Source organism: Streptomyces sp. SCSIO 30461, from assembly GCF_037023745.1.
In the GTDB taxonomy this organism is placed as follows: Bacteria; Actinomycetota; Actinomycetes; order Streptomycetales; family Streptomycetaceae; genus Streptomyces.
Window position 1 is genome coordinate 4,330,907 of record NZ_CP146101.1, and the last position, 15,340, is coordinate 4,346,246.

Annotated in this window: 14 protein-coding genes; 3 read left to right on the forward strand and 11 right to left on the reverse strand. The window is 71.3% G+C overall.

Going from position 1 to position 15,340, the window contains the following annotated elements:
• Positions 1-2 precede the first annotated feature (2 nt).
• The 11 genes from hypA to V1460_RS19295 all read right to left on the reverse strand — a co-directional run bounded on the left by hypA (position 3) and on the right by V1460_RS19295 (position 9,949).
• The gene (gene hypA / locus V1460_RS19250; RefSeq protein WP_338674883.1) at positions 3-407 is read right to left on the reverse strand and encodes a hydrogenase maturation nickel metallochaperone HypA; all 405 of its coding nucleotides are present in this window, start codon (positions 405-407) and stop codon (positions 3-5) included.
• 156 nt (positions 408-563) lie between these two features.
• A complete protein-coding gene (locus tag V1460_RS36440; RefSeq protein ID WP_407077492.1) occupies positions 564-674 on the reverse strand; it encodes a DUF6893 family small protein in 111 nt (36 codons plus the stop codon).
• 43 nt (positions 675-717) lie between these two features.
• Entirely contained in the window at positions 718-1,248 is a 531-nt protein-coding gene (locus V1460_RS19255; RefSeq protein ID WP_338674884.1) for a hydrogenase maturation protease, read from the reverse strand.
• Positions 1,245-2,687: a hypothetical protein gene (locus tag V1460_RS19260; protein WP_338674885.1), complete on the reverse strand. Its 1,443-nt coding sequence runs from the start codon at positions 2,685-2,687 to the stop codon at positions 1,245-1,247. The genes V1460_RS19255 and V1460_RS19260 overlap by 4 nt, the downstream gene beginning before the upstream one ends.
• Positions 2,684-3,415, reverse strand: coding sequence for a DUF6084 family protein (locus V1460_RS19265; protein WP_338674886.1), 732 nt, complete (start codon positions 3,413-3,415; stop codon positions 2,684-2,686). The genes V1460_RS19260 and V1460_RS19265 overlap by 4 nt, the downstream gene beginning before the upstream one ends.
• On the reverse strand, positions 3,412-4,074 hold the full coding sequence (locus tag V1460_RS19270; protein ID WP_338674887.1) for a DUF5947 family protein: 663 nt from the start codon (positions 4,072-4,074) through the stop codon (positions 3,412-3,414). Before V1460_RS19270 ends, V1460_RS19265 begins: the two co-directional genes overlap by 4 nt.
• 2 nt (positions 4,075-4,076) lie before the next feature.
• On the reverse strand, positions 4,077-4,676 hold the full coding sequence (locus V1460_RS19275; RefSeq protein WP_338674888.1) for a hypothetical protein: 600 nt from the start codon (positions 4,674-4,676) through the stop codon (positions 4,077-4,079).
• Entirely contained in the window at positions 4,673-6,448 is a 1,776-nt protein-coding gene (locus V1460_RS19280; RefSeq protein ID WP_338674889.1) for a nickel-dependent hydrogenase large subunit, read from the reverse strand. The genes V1460_RS19275 and V1460_RS19280 overlap by 4 nt, the downstream gene beginning before the upstream one ends.
• A gap of 150 nt (positions 6,449-6,598) precedes the next feature.
• On the reverse strand, positions 6,599-7,690 hold the full coding sequence (locus V1460_RS19285; protein ID WP_338674890.1) for a hydrogenase expression protein HypE: 1,092 nt from the start codon (positions 7,688-7,690) through the stop codon (positions 6,599-6,601).
• A 57-nt stretch (positions 7,691-7,747) separates the two neighbouring features.
• The gene (locus V1460_RS19290; RefSeq protein ID WP_338674891.1) at positions 7,748-9,487 is read right to left on the reverse strand and encodes an enoyl-CoA hydratase-related protein; all 1,740 of its coding nucleotides are present in this window, start codon (positions 9,485-9,487) and stop codon (positions 7,748-7,750) included.
• Positions 9,488-9,658: 171 nt separating this feature from the next.
• Positions 9,659-9,949 (reverse strand): hypothetical protein, encoded by a 291-nt coding sequence (locus tag V1460_RS19295; RefSeq protein ID WP_338674892.1) that lies wholly within the window; start codon positions 9,947-9,949, stop codon positions 9,659-9,661.
• Positions 9,950-10,138: 189 nt separating this feature from the next.
• Between V1460_RS19295 and V1460_RS19300 the strand changes: the two genes are divergently transcribed.
• The 3 genes from V1460_RS19300 to V1460_RS19310 all read left to right on the forward strand — a co-directional run bounded on the left by V1460_RS19300 (position 10,139) and on the right by V1460_RS19310 (position 15,337).
• Entirely contained in the window at positions 10,139-11,779 is a 1,641-nt protein-coding gene (locus tag V1460_RS19300) for a serine/threonine-protein kinase (RefSeq protein WP_338678110.1), read from the forward strand.
• Positions 11,776-12,438 carry a hypothetical protein gene (locus V1460_RS19305; RefSeq protein WP_338674893.1) on the forward strand — a complete coding sequence of 221 codons (663 nt, stop codon included), beginning with the start codon at positions 11,776-11,778 and terminating at the stop codon, positions 12,436-12,438. Before V1460_RS19300 ends, V1460_RS19305 begins: the two co-directional genes overlap by 4 nt.
• A gap of 226 nt (positions 12,439-12,664) precedes the next feature.
• The gene (locus V1460_RS19310; RefSeq protein ID WP_338678111.1) at positions 12,665-15,337 is read left to right on the forward strand and encodes a SpoIIE family protein phosphatase; all 2,673 of its coding nucleotides are present in this window, start codon (positions 12,665-12,667) and stop codon (positions 15,335-15,337) included.
• The last annotated feature ends 3 nt before the right edge of the window (positions 15,338-15,340 follow it).

A 15,340-nucleotide genomic window follows, 5' to 3' on the forward strand; every position in this document is an offset into this window, starting at 1 on the left:
GGTCAGCTCTCCTCCGGGATCATCGGCGGGTTCGGTTCACCGGTGCGGCTCGGTGCCGGTTCCCCGGCCCACTCCACACAGGCGATGCGCAGCTCACGGCCCTCGGTCAGCTCGGTGGTCGCCTGGCCGCACACGGGGCAGCACAGCTGCGGGGGCATGCCGACTGCCCATTCGTCGGCGCACCGCGCGCAGTGTGCCCGGCCGGGTACGGATTCCGTGATCAGCTCTGCGCCTTCCAGGACGGTCCCGGCGCAGGCCAGTTCGAAGCAGAAGCCGAGGGCGTCGGGGACCACCCCGGCCAGTTCGCCCACGCGCAGCCGGACGGCCTTGACCGCGGTGGCGCCATGCGAGCGCGCCGCCTCTTCCACCTGATCGACGACGGCCAGCGCGAGGGACATCTCGTGCATGGGTCTCCGTCCTGCGGCGCGGTCACCTGCTCCGGCCTCATTACAGGGCGGAGCAGGGCGTCCGGCCGACCGGCACGCCGCCGCCACACGGTTGCGTCCGCCATTCGGTGCAGCCCCGCTTCCGGTGCCGCTTCCCGAGTCGGCTGTGAGTCGGGGTCACATCCTGCGGATCCTCAGATAGCGCCTGAGGTCGGGGAAGACGGAGAGGAGGGCCGCGAGGGCGGACGCCGCAGCGGCGCCGCCGATCAGGGTGGTCTTCTTGCTCATGCCGTACTCCTCGGGTGGGGTGTGGCGGGCGGGTCGGGGCGGCTCAGGGGTGTCTCCCGGTCGTCGTCAGCGGGTCGTGCTGCCGGACCAGGTCCAGGATCATCCGCACGGCCTCCGGTACGGCGGCGGCCACCCGCGGGCTGAGCCCGATGCCCTCTTCGAGGCACGCGGGTTCGCAGCCCACGACGAAGATGTGCCGCGGCGGGGTGCCGTCGGTACCGGCGCACAGGGTGTCCAGGAGCGCCAGCACGGCATCGGGGGACATCCCGTGCCCGTCGAGTGCGGCGCCGGTCGCCGGGGGCTCCCCGGGTGTGCCGGGCTCGATCAGGTACAGCGTCCCCGGCTCACCGCCGCGTGCGGTGGCGTCGACGAGGACGAGGGTGTCGTAACCGTCGAGCAGCCGGTACGCGAGGTGGACTCCCCGGATACCGATGTCGGCGACCTCCACATGAGCCGGCAGCGGCCGACCGGTCAGCGCGCGCACGGTCTCCACTCCGAAGCCGTCGTCACCGAGGAAGATGTTGCCGGCACCCGCGACAAGGATCCTGGCGCCGCCTTGGGCGAGGGCGTTCACGCGTCCTCCAGAGGTTCGACCTCGTCGGGCTGGAAGTACAGGAAGCGGCCCTGCTCACGGCGGATGTCGGCGCCGGGGTCGCCCTCGACGGTCACCGCGATGTGCACCACCCCGTCGACGTCGTGGAGCACGGCCTCGACCTGCGCGGTGTGTCCGTGGAGGAAGACGTCCTGGGCGTCCGTGCGGCGGAGGCCGGGCCGGAGCACCACCCTGCTGCCGGCACTCACCGGCCTTCCGCCGACCATCACATGGTCACGCGAGGGGTCGACGCTCGTGTCACCGCCCGGGTCCCACCAGGGTGTCTCAGGGCGCGGCACGCCGGCTCGGCCCCAATCGCCGGTCGGCTCGCCGGTCGCGTCGCCGGTGATCTCGCGCAGTCCGCGCACTGCTCCGTGCAGCCGCTCCAGCACTTCGGGCGGCATCGTGTCGGCCAGCTCGATCACGGCGGCGGCCCGGGCATCCGTCCCCCGTGCCTCGCGCTTCTCCTCGTCGGTGAGGGCGGCCGTGCGCAGTGCGAGGATCTCGTCGATCTCGGTGGCGTCGTACAGCGCACCAGGGCTCTCCGGCGCGATGGCCGGATGGTCCTCCAGGATGATCGGTGACGAGAGCACCAGATCGCCGCGCCCCTCCTCCCCCGCGAGAACCGGCCAGGTGTGCAGATTGCGGCAGGCCGCGACCGCCCCGCGCGCCCACTCGGGCGGGTCGGTCATCGACAGGAACGCGCCCGCGTCCAGGCACAGCAGCAGATGACTTGCGACCAGCGAGTACGGCAGCGCCGCGTCGCGTTCGCCGCCCGGTGGCGGGACCCAGCGGCTGGTGTTCTCGATGACCGCCGTGAGCCGCAGGGTCCGGTAGGGGCCTTCCAGTTCGGCGGTGGAGAGGCGTACGACACCGCTGATCTCCTCACGGCGGCGCACCAGCCGGCCCACGGTCCGTCCGGCGCTGTCGTGAACCGGCTCGGTGTCCTCCCTGGCGGGCCGGGAGAAGGGGAACGAGACACCGTCACCGTTCAGTTCGGCGACGGGCGCGCCCAGTGCCACACGCTCCTCCACGCCTTCGTCCCAGGGGACGAGGATCCGGTCCTCCAGGCGCAGTTCGCGGACGGTCTCCCAGTCGCCGTCTGCCGTGGACCGCTGGACGGTGCGCCGCTGGGTGTGCAGGAAACGCACTTCGGCCGCCAGTACGGCGTCCCGCCTCGGTTCCATGAGGCATTCGGTGTGCTGGAACTCGTGCTCCTCGCAGCCGGCGCTCCAGGCGGGCGGCACCAGCACCCCGAACTGCCAGCGCAGCCGATTCTTGGCCGCCGACGCGCGGTACGGGTAGAGCACGTAGCCCTCGAAGAGCACCGCGTCGGCCACCTGCCGCGCGGTGGCGAACCGGGCCTCGGTCGCCGGTGAGAAAGCAGGGAAGGTGGCGGCGGGTTCGGCTGCCGCGGTCATGTCGCCGCCCTCTCCCCGGATCCGCCGGACGGCCGCGGCTCATCCGCCGTATCCGCCGCGTCGTGGAGCAGTGCCTCCACGGCAGCCTCCCAGGAGGGCAGCGCCCGTCGTGAGCGGTAGGCGAGCAGGGCGTCCATGGTGTCGCGGGGCAGCTTGAGCCAGCCGCAGCCGGGGAAGTGCTGTTCGATCATCTCGCGCCACGTCCGCACCGGCATCCGGCACACGGCCTCCAGGTCCCAAGGCACCGGCTCGACGTGGAATCCGCCGGCGCCGGTGAAGGCGGTACCGGAGAACAGCAGGAGCAGGGGTACCTCGCCCTCGTTCAGTGCCCCGAGATAGCGGGTCGCGGCGATGTCCATATCGTAGGTGCAGGGCACCACGAGGTCGGTCTCCGTCTCACCGGTGAATCCGGGAACCATCACGGAGACGTGGGCGAACTGCACCGGATGCAGGGTGGTGCCCCAGCGTGTGCGCTCGCCGAAGAGATCGGTCAGCCCCCTCGCCTCGTCATCGCCGTATCCCCGCCGGGCGGGTTCGATCCGCAGCTGGCAGCGTAGGGCCATGGCATGCACCCGGGTCCCCGGTGACGCGGTGATCCGCAGCCGGAACACGAGGGTGGGCCCGGCCGCGTAGGCATCGGCGCGTACGCCGACGCAGCCGAAGGTGAACCGGGTCGGCGGGGTCGTGGCGTCCTGCCGGGCGGTCACGGTTGTGGTCTCGGCGGTCATGGACGGCTCCCCTGAAGGTCCTTGGCCTGCTCCCGTACGTGAGCGAAGAAGGCGTCGAGCTCGGCCCTGGCCTCGGCTCCGCCGTCGAAGCCCTGCCAGTGCAGCCGCATGCGCCCGACCAGCTCGTAGCAGAGGTCGATCGGCACCAGATGGCACTCGGTGGTGCGGTCCTCGCCGCGGCGCAGCAGCAGCGCCTCCACGTCCGGTTCGAGCAGGGCGGCGAGCCGGGTACCGGCGAGTGCCGTCTGCCAGGTGACCGGGTCCAGCTCGCTCTCGGTCGCTCCGGCGGGGCTCGGGTAGATCGCGACGAGCCGGTCGAGTGCGGCATTGCGGAAGAAGAAGGCGACACCGACGGGGATCCGCAGCAGCTCCCAGGTGGTGTCGTCGATCCGGTGCCGGGGGTCGCTCAGGAAGCGTCCCGGGACGGCCCGGAACCGGCCCCTGGACGCACCCTGGCGTGCGAGCAGTTGGGCGCACGGCGCACAGGCGCAAGCCAGGGCCCGCTTCTCGGTGTCGACGAGGTGCCGGTGCCGCTCTGAGACCAGCGGCGTACCGCACAGTTCGCACTCCTCCTCGCGGGGAGGGCGCGGGGTGGTGAAGCGGCGCAGTCCTCTCGGCGCGGGGCCCAAGGGCGCCTGCCCCGGGCCGGGGAACGACACGCTCACCGTGCCGCGACCGACGACCGGTCCGACCCGCCTGACCGGGTTGCCAACCCCGGGGTGCCGAGCGCTTCGGGCGGGCGGGTGGCGATCTGGAGGAGCGCCGGTTCGCGGGAGGCCGCGGACGGCTCCAGTTCGACGGCCGTCACCTCGGGTGCGAAGCAGGCGAGGGCCTCCACAGCCGCCTGCCGGGCGACCTCCTGGGTACTGGGGCAGCCGCAGCCGGTCGAGCCGGTGATCCGCAGCCGCAGCACTCCCGTCGTCTCGTCGTATCCGGCGGACTCGACGGAGTGCCGCACGCCGTGCAGGGCTCGGGCGATTCTGGTGGGGACGTCCTCGGGATGCAGATCGTGCAGGACCAGCAGCCCCGCGACCAGTTCGTCACCGAGCAGGTCGGAGAGCGGCGCGCCGCTCGACCCGGGGTCGGCGGGGCGCCGCCCCAGCAGTTCGACGGTACGGGCGAGTCCGGCTCCGTAGAACTCCACCAGGACCCGGACGAGTTCCTCGACTGCCGTGCAGGCCTGTTCGTCGCCGGAGGAGGCCAGCCGGTCGAGGATCTCCTCGACCCGCCGGCCCGCCTCTTCCGCGGTGACCGGGCTCATCCTGCGAGACCGCTCAGTCCGGTGGGGACGTGCAGCGACTTCACGGTCTTCCCGCCGCCCACGTACATGTGGACCCCGCAGGGCAGACAGGGGTCGAAGCTGCGCACGGCGCGCATGATGTCGATGCCCTTGAAGTTCTCCGGGGAGTTCTCCTCGAAGATGGGGGTGTTCTGCACGGCGTCCTCGTAGGGCCCGGGGGTGCCGTAGCCGTCCCGGACACTGGCGTTCCACGGGGTCGGCGGGTACGGGTGGTAGTTGGCGATCTTGCCGTCCCTGATGACCATGTGGTGGGACAGCACCCCGCGCACCGCCTCGGTGAAACCGCAGCCGATGGACTCGTCCGGGACCTCGAACTTCTCCCAGGTCTGAGTGCGTCCGGCACGGACCTCCTCAAGGCCCTTCTCGGCGCAGTGCAGGGCCACGGCCGCCGCGTACGCCTGGAAGTAGGTGCGGGCGCGATTGCGCTCCAGCGCGTTGCTCCACGGCGGGATCTTCCACTCGAACGTGGTCTCCGGCTTGGTGAGGGTACGCGGCAGGTTGATGATGACGCTGCGGCCCGTGGCCTTGACATAGCCGATGTCGACGAGCCCGGACAGGGCGGTGGACCAGAGGCGGGCGATGGGGCCGCCTCCGGTGTCCAGCGCGAGGTGGTCCTTGCCGTCGAACCAGCGCGGGGACATCACCCAGCTGTACTTGTCGTCGAAGTCCCGCTTCTGCGGGGCCGGGATGGTGTGCTGGTTCCACGGGTGGCGCGGATCGACCGGGTTGCCGAGCGGGTCGTGGGTGACGAACTGCTCCTGGCCCTCCCAGTCCTCGTAGTACGAGCTGCCGAGCAGGATCCGGATGCCGAGGTTGATCTGGGTGAGGTCGTTGGTGACCAGTTTGCCGTCCACGACGACGCCCGGGGTGACGAACATCCTCCGACCCCAGTCGGTCATGTTGGCGTAGGTGAAGTCGCAGTACTCGGGGTCGTTGAGCGCGCCCCAGCAGCCGAGCAGGACCCTTCGGCGGCCGACCTCCTCGTAGCCGGGCATGGCCTCGTAGAAGAAGTCGAACAGGTCGTCGTGCAGCGGGACGACCCGCTTCATGAACTCCACGTAGCGCATGAGGCGGCTCATGTAGTCCGTGAAGAGCTGGACGGACGCGACCGTGCCGACGCCGCCCGGGTAGAGCGTGGAAGGGTGCACATGGCGTCCCTCCATCAGGCAGAACATCTCTCTGGTGTAGCGGCTGACCTGCAGGGCTTCGCGGTAGAACTCGCCCTCGAGGGGATTGAGGGAGCGCATGATGTCGCCGATGGTGCGGTAGCCGTGCTCGGCGGCGTGCGGCGCCTCGGTGCGGTCCGCCTGCTCCATGACACCGGGGTTGGTCTCGCGGACCATCTTCTCGCAGTAGTCGACCCCGACCAGGTTCTCCTGGAAGATGTTGTGGTCGAACATGTACTCGGCCGACTCGCCGAGGTTGATGACCCATTCGCCGAGGTGCGGGGGCTTCACTCCGTACGCCATGTTCTGGGCGTAGACCGAGCATGTGGCGTGGTTGTCACCGCAGATGCCGCAGATGCGGCTGGTGATGAAATGGGCGTCGCGAGGGTCCTTGCCCCGCATGAAGACGCTGTAGCCGCGGAAGACCGACGAGGTGCTGTAGCACTCGGCGACCCGCTTCTGCTTGAAGTCGATCTTCGTGTGGATGCCGAGGCTGCCCACGATCCGGGTGATCGGATCCCAGGACATCTCGACCAGGCCGTCGCCGGCTCGCGTCTTCGTTGCCATCGTGTGTACGGTGCCCTTCCTTGCTCTTCGAGCAGGTCTTCAAGCGGGTCGTTCAGCAGGTGTTCAGACAGGTGGGGGACGGTCGGTTCCGGTTCCGGTGCGTGGCACGGTCACGCACCGGGGGCGGCGCGACCGCGCGGTACTACCGCGTCACCACGGCGGCCGGTAGCCGGTCGTGATCTTGTCGCCGGTGTGCCGCCACTTCGGCTCCTTGTCCACGGTCCTGGCCGTGATACTCCGCAGCCTGCGGATCACGGCGCCGTACGCGCCACTGGACGTGGTGGAGACCCGTGCGCCGGGCGGCTCGTCCATGAATGGCATGAACTTGTCGGGGAAGCCGGGCATGGTGCAGGCGATACAGATGCCGCCCACGTTCGGGCAGCCGCCGACGCCGTTGATCCAGCCGCGCTTGGGCACGTTGCACTTGACGACGGGCCCCCAGCAGCCCAGCTTGACCAGGCACTTGGGCGAGTCGTAGGCCTCGGCGAACTGCCCCTGCTCGTAGTAGCCGGCGCGGTCGCAGCCCTCGTGGACGCTGGCGCCGAACAGCCAAGTCGGGCGAAGCTTGTCATCCAGCGGAATCATCGGCGCGGACCCGGCGGCCTGGTAGAGCAGATAGGTCAGGGTCTCCGCGAAGTTGTCCGGCTGGATCGGACAGCCGGGTACGCAGACGATGGGGATGCCCGCCTTGGACGTCCAGTCCCAGCCCAGGTAGTCGGGCACACCCATGGCACCGGTCGGGTTGCCCGCCATGGCGTGGATGCCGCCGTAGGTGGCGCAGGTCCCGATCGCGACGACGGCGAGCGCCTTGGGTGCCAGGCGGTCGATCCACTCACTGGTGGTGATGGGCTGTCCGGTGCCGGGGTCGTCTCCGAAACCGCACCAGTAGCCCTCCTGCTTGATCGACTCGTTCGGCACGGAGCCCTCGACCACGAGCACGAAGGGGTCGATCTCGCCGCGCTCCCCCTTGAAGAACCACTCGATGAACGTGTCGGCCCCCCCGACCGGTCCGCACTCGAAGTCGATCAGCGGCCAGTGGACCTGGATCTTCGGCAATCCCGGGAGCGCGCCGAGCACGATCTCCTCGATGCTGGGCTGCATCGCGGCGGTCAGCGCGACCGAGTCGCCATCGCAGCTGAGTCCCGCGTTGATCCAGAGGATGTGGATCGGCTTCTCGTCCGTGCCCACCGCCGCGCCGGACGGGTCCGCGGCGCCAGCCGTGGTCGGCGTTGCTGCATCCATGAGGACGTCTCCCGGAGAGGTGTGCGACAAAAGCCCGCATTCAGGCCTTTGTTCTTGCTAACAGGCGGTCGGTTCCCCTGCCACCGCACGGGGTTCCGCGCGCGTACGGGGCGGTTGCTCCTTCCGGGTGAACGCACGGCGCAGTGCGTGGTACGGGGCATCCGGGTCACGGAAGCTGCGCAGCATGCGGGCGAGTTCCTGTTTCCGGTAGGCGGCCAGTGGCCGAGCGGCCTCCCGCCGCTCGCTTTCCGCCTTCTTGGCGGCGATCCTCGACCGGGTCGCCGGGAACCCCGCGAGCCGGGCCGCCAGGGCGCCGACCTCGCCGCCGAACTCCTCCGGGGCGCAGTCGACGACCCGGTCCACCAGGCCGATCCGCAACGCGGAATCCGCGGTGACCGGCTGAGCCTGCCGGGTGAGGCACTCGGCGGTGGCCGCGCCGACTCTGCGCGGCAGTGAGTACGTCCAGTACTCGGAGCCGTACAGGCCCATCAGCCGGTAGTGCGGATTCAGCACCGTGCCCGCCCGGCACCAGACCTCGTCGGCGGCCAGCGCCAGCATCACCCCGCCGGCCGCGGCGTTGCCGCCGAGCGCGGCGGCCACCAGCCGGTCGCTCGTGGTCAGGACGGCTTCCACCAGGTCGTTCATCGCGTTGATGTTCGCCCAGGACTCCGCGGCGGGGTCCTTGGACGCCTCGATGACGTGGAGGTGGATGCCGTTCGAGAAGAAGCCCCTGGTACCGCCCAGCACCAGCACGGTGGTGGGCCGGGCGCAGGCCGCCCGGTAGGCGTCGAGCAGTCGGCGGCAGTGGTCCGTGCTCATCGCGCCACCGGGGAACGAGAAGGACAGAAGGCCGACCTGGCCCTCCTCTCGGTACCGGATGTCGCTCCACGCAGCCCGCGGCCGGTGGTCACCCGCGAGAGGCCAGGCCGGAATCTCGGGCAGCGGCGGCAGCCTGCCCGCGAGTGCCAGGGCGCGAGTGGCGGGAAGCTTGAGGCCGGTGGGCTTGCCAGGGCTCCGGAGCCGACGCAACTCGGGGATCCACACCGCGCCGTCGGCGGTGGCCCGGCAGATCGCACCGGACCGGGTCGCCAGCAGCTCCCCTGGGCGGCCACGCAGCCCGTACTCGGGATGGCCGCCGTGCAGAAACCATTGGCTCCCCAGCAGTTCGTCCCGTACACCGGGCTGGGAGTCGGCGGCGCGCAGGGTGCGCAGCACGGTCTCGGTGGTGTCGTCCGCCCAGGAGATCCCGCGCAGCTCCTGGCGGAAGTACGGTCGGGTGCGCACCGCTTCCCGCAGCGCGGTCTGCGGGATGGGCTGGTAGCGGCCCGAGGCGAAGCGATCCACTGCCAGCAGCACGGCGGCGACGGCCGCGTCGGAGACCTCGCCCCGGTACAGCTCGCTCTTGGCCACGGGCGGCACTGAGGATGCGGAGGGCACGGCGACGTCGACCGTGGCCCAGATGTCGCCGGCGTCCATCTCCTCGCCCGCCTGCAGCACGGTGACTCCCCATCTGGTGGCCCGCTCGTGGATCGCCCAGTCGAGCGAGGAGGGGCCGCGGTCACCTGCGGGGCCGGGGTGCATGACGAGGCAGGTGCGGACCGACCACACATCACGCGGGATGGCGGTCTTCAGCATCGGCGCCACGACCAGCTCCGGATCGTGTCCGAGCACCGCGTCACGCACGGCGTCGCCGTTCACGACCGTCTCGGCGGCGACCCGATGGCCGCGGTCGCGCAGTTCGGCGTGGACGCGCTGGGTGAGGCTGTTGTAGGCGCTGGCGACGAGCAGGATGTGCATGGCGGCCTTCCACCGGTCACGTCTCCGCACTGCGGCCGGCGTCGGGCCGACCGGCTGCGATCATCGGACGCGCGAGGCCGTGGGCCGCGGTACGCAGCCGCCCGGGTCACTCGAAAGCGGCGGTCGGGAGGACCGATCGGCACAGGGGCGACGCGGATCGGGTCCCGCTGATCAGAACGCGGTGTACCGCTCGGGCATGGGCATTTCCACCCCGTCCAGTTCGAGCGTGCAGCCGGGCTTCACCCGCACCAGATGCGGTTGGTACACCCGGATTCGGAAGCTGCGGACGGGATCATCGGGGAGTTCACCGATCAGCACCGTCGTCCCGGTCCCGTGCTCACGCCGGTACGCGATGACCTTGCCGTCCACCAGGAGCTCGATGCCGCCGGTCCTGCCAGGGCCCACGTTCACGGTGATCGAGTGACGCCCACGGTCGAGGTGGAAGTGGTGGTTGCGCGACATGCCGCACCTCCGGGTGACTCCCGTGCGCCTCCGCGATCGCTTACCTCAGCGATTCGGCCGCTCTCCAGCCTAAGGGCGGCTCGCAGGGCCGGTCGGCACGTCACGAAGCCGTGACAGCACGGCACTGGCCGGGAACTGGCTGTGGCGGATATGTGTCTACGGTGAGGAGAGCAAGGGGGCGGGATGAAGATGAACACGTGGGCGGTCCCTGGCTACACGGAGACCAGGGAACTCGGTGCGGGCGGCAGCGGGCGTGTGGTACTGGCCGTGCACGACGCGACGGGCATCCCGGTCGCCGTCAAATACCTTGGTGAGCGGCTGCGTCGGGACACCGCCTTCGTGCGGAAGTTCCAGGCGGAGGCACGGCTGCTCGGCGGACTGGAGTCGCCCTACGTCGTACAGCTGTACGAGTACGTCGAGGCGCCGGAGGGCGCGGCCATCGTCATGGAGCTGGTCGACGGTGTGGCGCTGGGCGCGTTGCTGGCACGCGAGGGGCGGACCGGGCCGGAGGCAGCCCTGGCCGTACTCAAGGGATCACTCCTCGGACTCGCCGAGGCCCACCGCGCCGGTGTGGTGCACCGGGACTACAAGCCAGGCAACGTCCTCGTGGCGGCGGACGGCACGTCCAAGCTGGTCGACTTCGGCATCGCCACCGGCCGGGGCACCACGCCCGGGGTCGCGGGCACACCCGCCTACATGGCGCCCGAGCAGTGGAGCGGCGAGCCCGCATCCCCTTCGGCCGATGTCTACGCGGCGACCGCGACCTTCTTCGAGTGTGTGACCGGCCGCAGGCCGTACACCGGGCAGAACTTCGCCGAGCTCGCGCTCCAGCACACGAGTGCGCCGATCCCGGACGAGGAGGTACCACCGGCACTCCGTCCGCTGGTCCGGCACGGACTGGCCAAGACCCCGCAGGAGCGGCCCACGGACGCCGAGGCGTTCGTGGCCGAACTCGAACGGGTCGCCGTCGCCGCGTACGGCCCCGACTGGGAGGAGCGGGGCCAGCGGAAGCTGGCCGCGCTCGCCGCCCTGCTCCCGCTGCTCTTCCCCTCGGGCGGCGCCCCGGCGCCTGCCGGGACCACCGCGCTGGCCACGACCACCTTGCGACCGGCTCGCGGGCTGCGCGCCCTGTGGCCGGGGGGCCAGAGCCTACCGGCGGGGGTGCTCGCCCTGGTGCTGGGGCTGGTGCTGGCGCTCGCCGCACGTGCGGACGGCGACGATGCCGGGCGTACGGCGACCGGGGCGGTGGCCACGACCAGTGCGGTACCCGCCGGTGGGCAGGTGTCCACCGGGGCGGTGGAGCCCGGCGCGCCCGGGTCCGCGAGCCCTTCGGCGAGCCCGAGCGCTTCCGCGTCGCCCTCCCCGTCGGCGCCCACGACCACGCCGGACGCGTCGGTGTCCGCGTCTGCGACGGCGTCCGGCACACCCACGGTCACCGCTCCACCGGTCACTTCCGACCCGCCGGTCACCTCGGCTCCTCCCACGTCGGCGGACCCGGAACCGGTGAAGGTCGTGTCCGTGTCCGTCGGCTCGCTGCGCCAGACCGGAGCGGCGACCGCCCAGGCGGTGGTGGACGTCGTCACGGACGGCACCGGGCCGGTGACCATCACCGTGGACTGGACCACCAGCGACGACAAGGGGAGCGTCGGCTCCCCGGACGGTGGTGGCGACTCCTTCCAGCGCGAGGGCGCCACGCGCTACTCGCTGACCGTCGACCACACCTTCCGCGGCGGTGGCTGCTACTGGATCGCCCGGGCGAGCACCACCCCGACGGCCGGCAACGGCGGCTCCGAGCAGCGGATCCTGATCAGACGGTGCGTGATCGGATGACCGAGCCGCGCGAAGTGCCCGGGGTATCCGGCGCACCCGGGGTCTCCGGGGCGTCCGGCGGGCCCGACGACGAGTACAGCGCCACCGTGCTGGCCAGCCACTGGATCGAATGTCCGGCGGACACGAGGCAGGAGGACGCGACGGTCCCGGACCGGACCGAAGGCGCGGTGCTCCGCTTCGGGCCCGGCGTCACGGCCACAACGGTCTGGCAGGGCACCCTGCCGGGCGCTGCCAAGCCCCCGGCACCCGAGCGCCCCGTGTCCCGCTTCGCGGGACTGCGCCGCTACACCCTCGCGGCCGTGATCCTCGTCGCCGTGCTCTGCTACCTCGGCTGGGACAGGTACGGCTCCGGGGTCGAGGTGCGCGACCTGTCGGTGAGCACTGCTGCCGAAGGGCCCGGCTGCGACGGCACCGCGGTGATCACCGCGGTGGTGGAGACGAACGGGCGTCCGGGCGCCCTGGTCTACCGCTGGGTGCGGAACGACGGGACCGTCTCGGATGAACTGACCGAGCGCCTCGCCCGCGGGCAGCGGCAGGCGCGGTTGAAGCTGCGCTGGACCCTTCACGGGGAGGGCGTCTTCGACGCCCGCGCGGAGGTGCGGATCACCTCGCCTTCGGGGCGGTCGGCGGCGGCACGGTTCACGTACACCTGCGGGTGAGGCCGCGCGGCGTCCCCCTCGGCCCGCGGGGTCACTGCTGACCGAGCAGGGGCTTATGCCCGGTGCGGCGCCTCGCGGCGGGGTCCGAGGTGCCCGCCGTCGAGCGCCGGACGGACCGGGCCGGTCGGCCGGGCACCCGCACGGAAGACCGTGCCCGTATGGCCGCACAGGGTCCCACGGTGCTAGAAAGAAGACCGTGATCAGGGCACTGATCAGAAAACGCCCCATGAGCGTCGCCGGGCAGGTCTTCGTCCTCCAGGTGGCGGTCGTCGCCCTGCTCGTGCTCGGGACGATTCTGGCCCTTGTCCTGCAGTCCACCCATGACACCGACCGCGAGGCAGAGAATCGTTCCGTCGCGGTCGCCCAGACCTTCGCGCACTCCCCGGGGCTCCAGGCGACACTGAAACTGCCCGATCCTTCGAAGGTGCTCCAGCCGATCACCGAGGAGACCCGCAAGGCCGCGGGTGTCGATTTCATCGTGGTGATGGACACCAAGGGCATCCGCTACACCCACCCGCTGCCCGACCGGATCGGGCACCGGTTCGTCGGCACCATCGAACCCTCGCTCAAGGGAGAGGTGCTCGTCGAGAGCGTCGACGGACCGCTGGGCCACGAGGTGCAGGCGGTGGTGCCGGTGACCGCGGCAGACGGCAAGGTGGTCGCGCTGGTGTCGGCGGGGCTCAAGGTCAAGAGCGTGACGGGCGCCGTATACCGGCAGCTGCCGGTGATCCTCGGTGCCGGAGCGATCGGGCTGGCCCTCGCCACGGCCGGTACGGCACTGACCACGCGGCGACTCAAACGCCAGACCCACGGCCTGGGGCCCACCGAGATGACCCGGATGTACGAGCACCACGACGCCGTGCTGCACGCGGTGCGCGAGGGCGTCGTCATCGTGGACGGGGACGGACGCCTGGTCCTGGCGAACGACGAGGCGAAGCGGTTGCTGGACCTGGGCACGGACCCCGAGGGTCAGCCGGTCCGCGAAATTCCGGGGCTCGACCCCGCCACCGCCGAACTGCTGGTCTCCGGCCGCGCCGCGACGGACGAGGTGCACTCGGCCGGTGAGCGGCTGCTGGTGGTCAACCAGCGTCCCACCGACGGGCCGGGCGGCCCGCTGGGCACGGTCGCGACCATCCGCGACTCCACGGAGCTCCAGGCCCTGACAGGCCGGGCGGAAGCGGCCCGCAAGCGCCTCCAGCTGCTGTACGACGCCGGCGTGGGCATCGGCACCACGCTCGACGTCACCCGCACCGCGCGGGAGCTGGCGCATGTCGCGGTGCCCCGCTTCGCGGACTTCGTGACCGTCGATCTGGCCGATCCGGTGCTGAACGGCGAGGAGCCGGACGGCGCGGGCACCCCCCGGATGCGCCGCACGGCGGTGGGTGGCATCCGCGACGACCACCCCCTCTACGAGCTCGGCACCCTGATCGCGTTCCTGCCGTCGACTCCGCAGGCCAGGGGGCTCGGCACCGGGGTCGCGGAGCTCGTGCCCGACCTTTCTCAGGCACCCGGCTGGCTCGCCCAGGATCCGGAGCGGACGCAGGCCGTGGTCTCGTACGGCATCCACTCGCTGATCACCGTGCCGCTCCAGGCGCGGGGCGTGGTGCTCGGTGTGGCCAACTTCTGGCGCTCCGAGAAGCCGGGTCCGTTCGAGGACGAGGACCTGTCGCTGGCGGAGGAGCTGGTCGCACGGGCCGCCGTGTCCGTCGACAACGCCCGCCGCTACACCCGGGAGCACGCGCTGGCCGTGACCCTCCAGCGCAGTCTGCTGCCGCGTGCGCTGCCTGAGCAGAGCGCGGTCGAGGTGGCACACCGCTACCTGCCGGCCCAGTCGGGCGTCGGCGGCGACTGGTTCGATGTGATCCCGCTGCCGGGCAGCCGAGTGGCCCTGGTGGTCGGTGATGTGGTCGGCCATGGGCTGCACGCCGCCGCCACGATGGGGCGGCTGCGCACCGCCGTGCACAACTTCTCGGCCCTGGACCTGCCCCCGGACGAGCTGCTGGGACACCTGGACGATCTGGTGGGGCGCATCGACCAGGACGAGCCCGGTGGCGGCGAGGGCCGTCCGTCGATGACCGGCGCCACCTGCGTGTACGCGGTGTACGACCCGGTCTCCCGTTCCTGTTCCATGGCCAGGGCGGGACATCCGCTGCCCGCCCTCGTCCACCCCGACGGCACGGTGGAGTTCCCCGAACTCCCGGCCGGACCGCCGCTCGGTCTGGGGGGTATGCCGTTCGAAGCGGCGGAGCTGACGCTGGCGGAGGGCAGCCGGCTGGTGTTCTACACGGACGGTCTGATCGAGGACCGCAGCCGGGACATCGACGTCGGGATCGAGCTGTTGCGCCACGCCCTCGCCCACGCCGACCGGACCCCGGAGGAGACCTGCCAGGACGTGCTGGACGCGCTGCTGCCGGCTCGCGCGAAGGACGACGTGGCCCTGCTGATCGCCCGCACCCGGCACCTCGGCCCGGACCGGGTCGCCGAGTGGGAGGTGCCGTCCGATCCCAGTCAGGTCGCGGGAATGCGGGCCAGAGCGGTCAGCACCCTGGAAGGCTGGGGGCTGCCGGACCTGGCCTTCGGCACCGAGCTGATCCTCAGTGAGCTGCTCACCAACGCCATCCGGTACGGCTCGGGGCCGATCCGGGTACGGCTGCTCCACGACCAGAGCCTGACCTGCGAGGTGGCCGACGGCAGCAGCACCTCACCCCATCTGCGATACGCGGCCACGACCGACGAGGGCGGCCGCGGGCTGTTCCTGGTGGCCCAGCTCGCCCAGCGCTGGGGCACCCGCTACATCCAAGGGGGGAAGATCATCTGGGCGGAGCTGCCGCTGCACGGCGGCGCGTCTCACGACGCCGCCACGTCTCTGCTCGGTTTCACCGACGACGAACTGCTCTGACGC

Coding starts and splice junctions, on each gene's coding strand:
- hypA (WP_338674883.1), bottom strand. CDS start 407: ATGCACGAGATGTCCCTCGCGCTGGCCGTCGTCGATCAGGTGGAAGAG.
- V1460_RS36440 (WP_407077492.1), bottom strand. CDS start 674: ATGAGCAAGAAGACCACCCTGATCGGCGGCGCCGCTGCGGCGTCCGCC.
- V1460_RS19260 (WP_338674885.1), bottom strand. CDS start 2,687: ATGACCGCGGCAGCCGAACCCGCCGCCACCTTCCCTGCTTTCTCACCG.
- V1460_RS19265 (WP_338674886.1), bottom strand. CDS start 3,415: ATGACCGCCGAGACCACAACCGTGACCGCCCGGCAGGACGCCACGACC.
- V1460_RS19275 (WP_338674888.1), bottom strand. CDS start 4,676: ATGAGCCCGGTCACCGCGGAAGAGGCGGGCCGGCGGGTCGAGGAGATC.
- V1460_RS19280 (WP_338674889.1), bottom strand. CDS start 6,448: ATGGCAACGAAGACGCGAGCCGGCGACGGCCTGGTCGAGATGTCCTGG.
- V1460_RS19285 (WP_338674890.1), bottom strand. CDS start 7,690: ATGGATGCAGCAACGCCGACCACGGCTGGCGCCGCGGACCCGTCCGGC.
- V1460_RS19290 (WP_338674891.1), bottom strand. CDS start 9,487: ATGCACATCCTGCTCGTCGCCAGCGCCTACAACAGCCTCACCCAGCGC.
- V1460_RS19295 (WP_338674892.1), bottom strand. CDS start 9,949: ATGTCGCGCAACCACCACTTCCACCTCGACCGTGGGCGTCACTCGATC.
- V1460_RS19300 (WP_338678110.1), top strand. CDS start 10,139: ATGAACACGTGGGCGGTCCCTGGCTACACGGAGACCAGGGAACTCGGT.
- V1460_RS19305 (WP_338674893.1), top strand. CDS start 11,776: ATGACCGAGCCGCGCGAAGTGCCCGGGGTATCCGGCGCACCCGGGGTC.
- V1460_RS19310 (WP_338678111.1), top strand. CDS start 12,665: ATGAGCGTCGCCGGGCAGGTCTTCGTCCTCCAGGTGGCGGTCGTCGCC.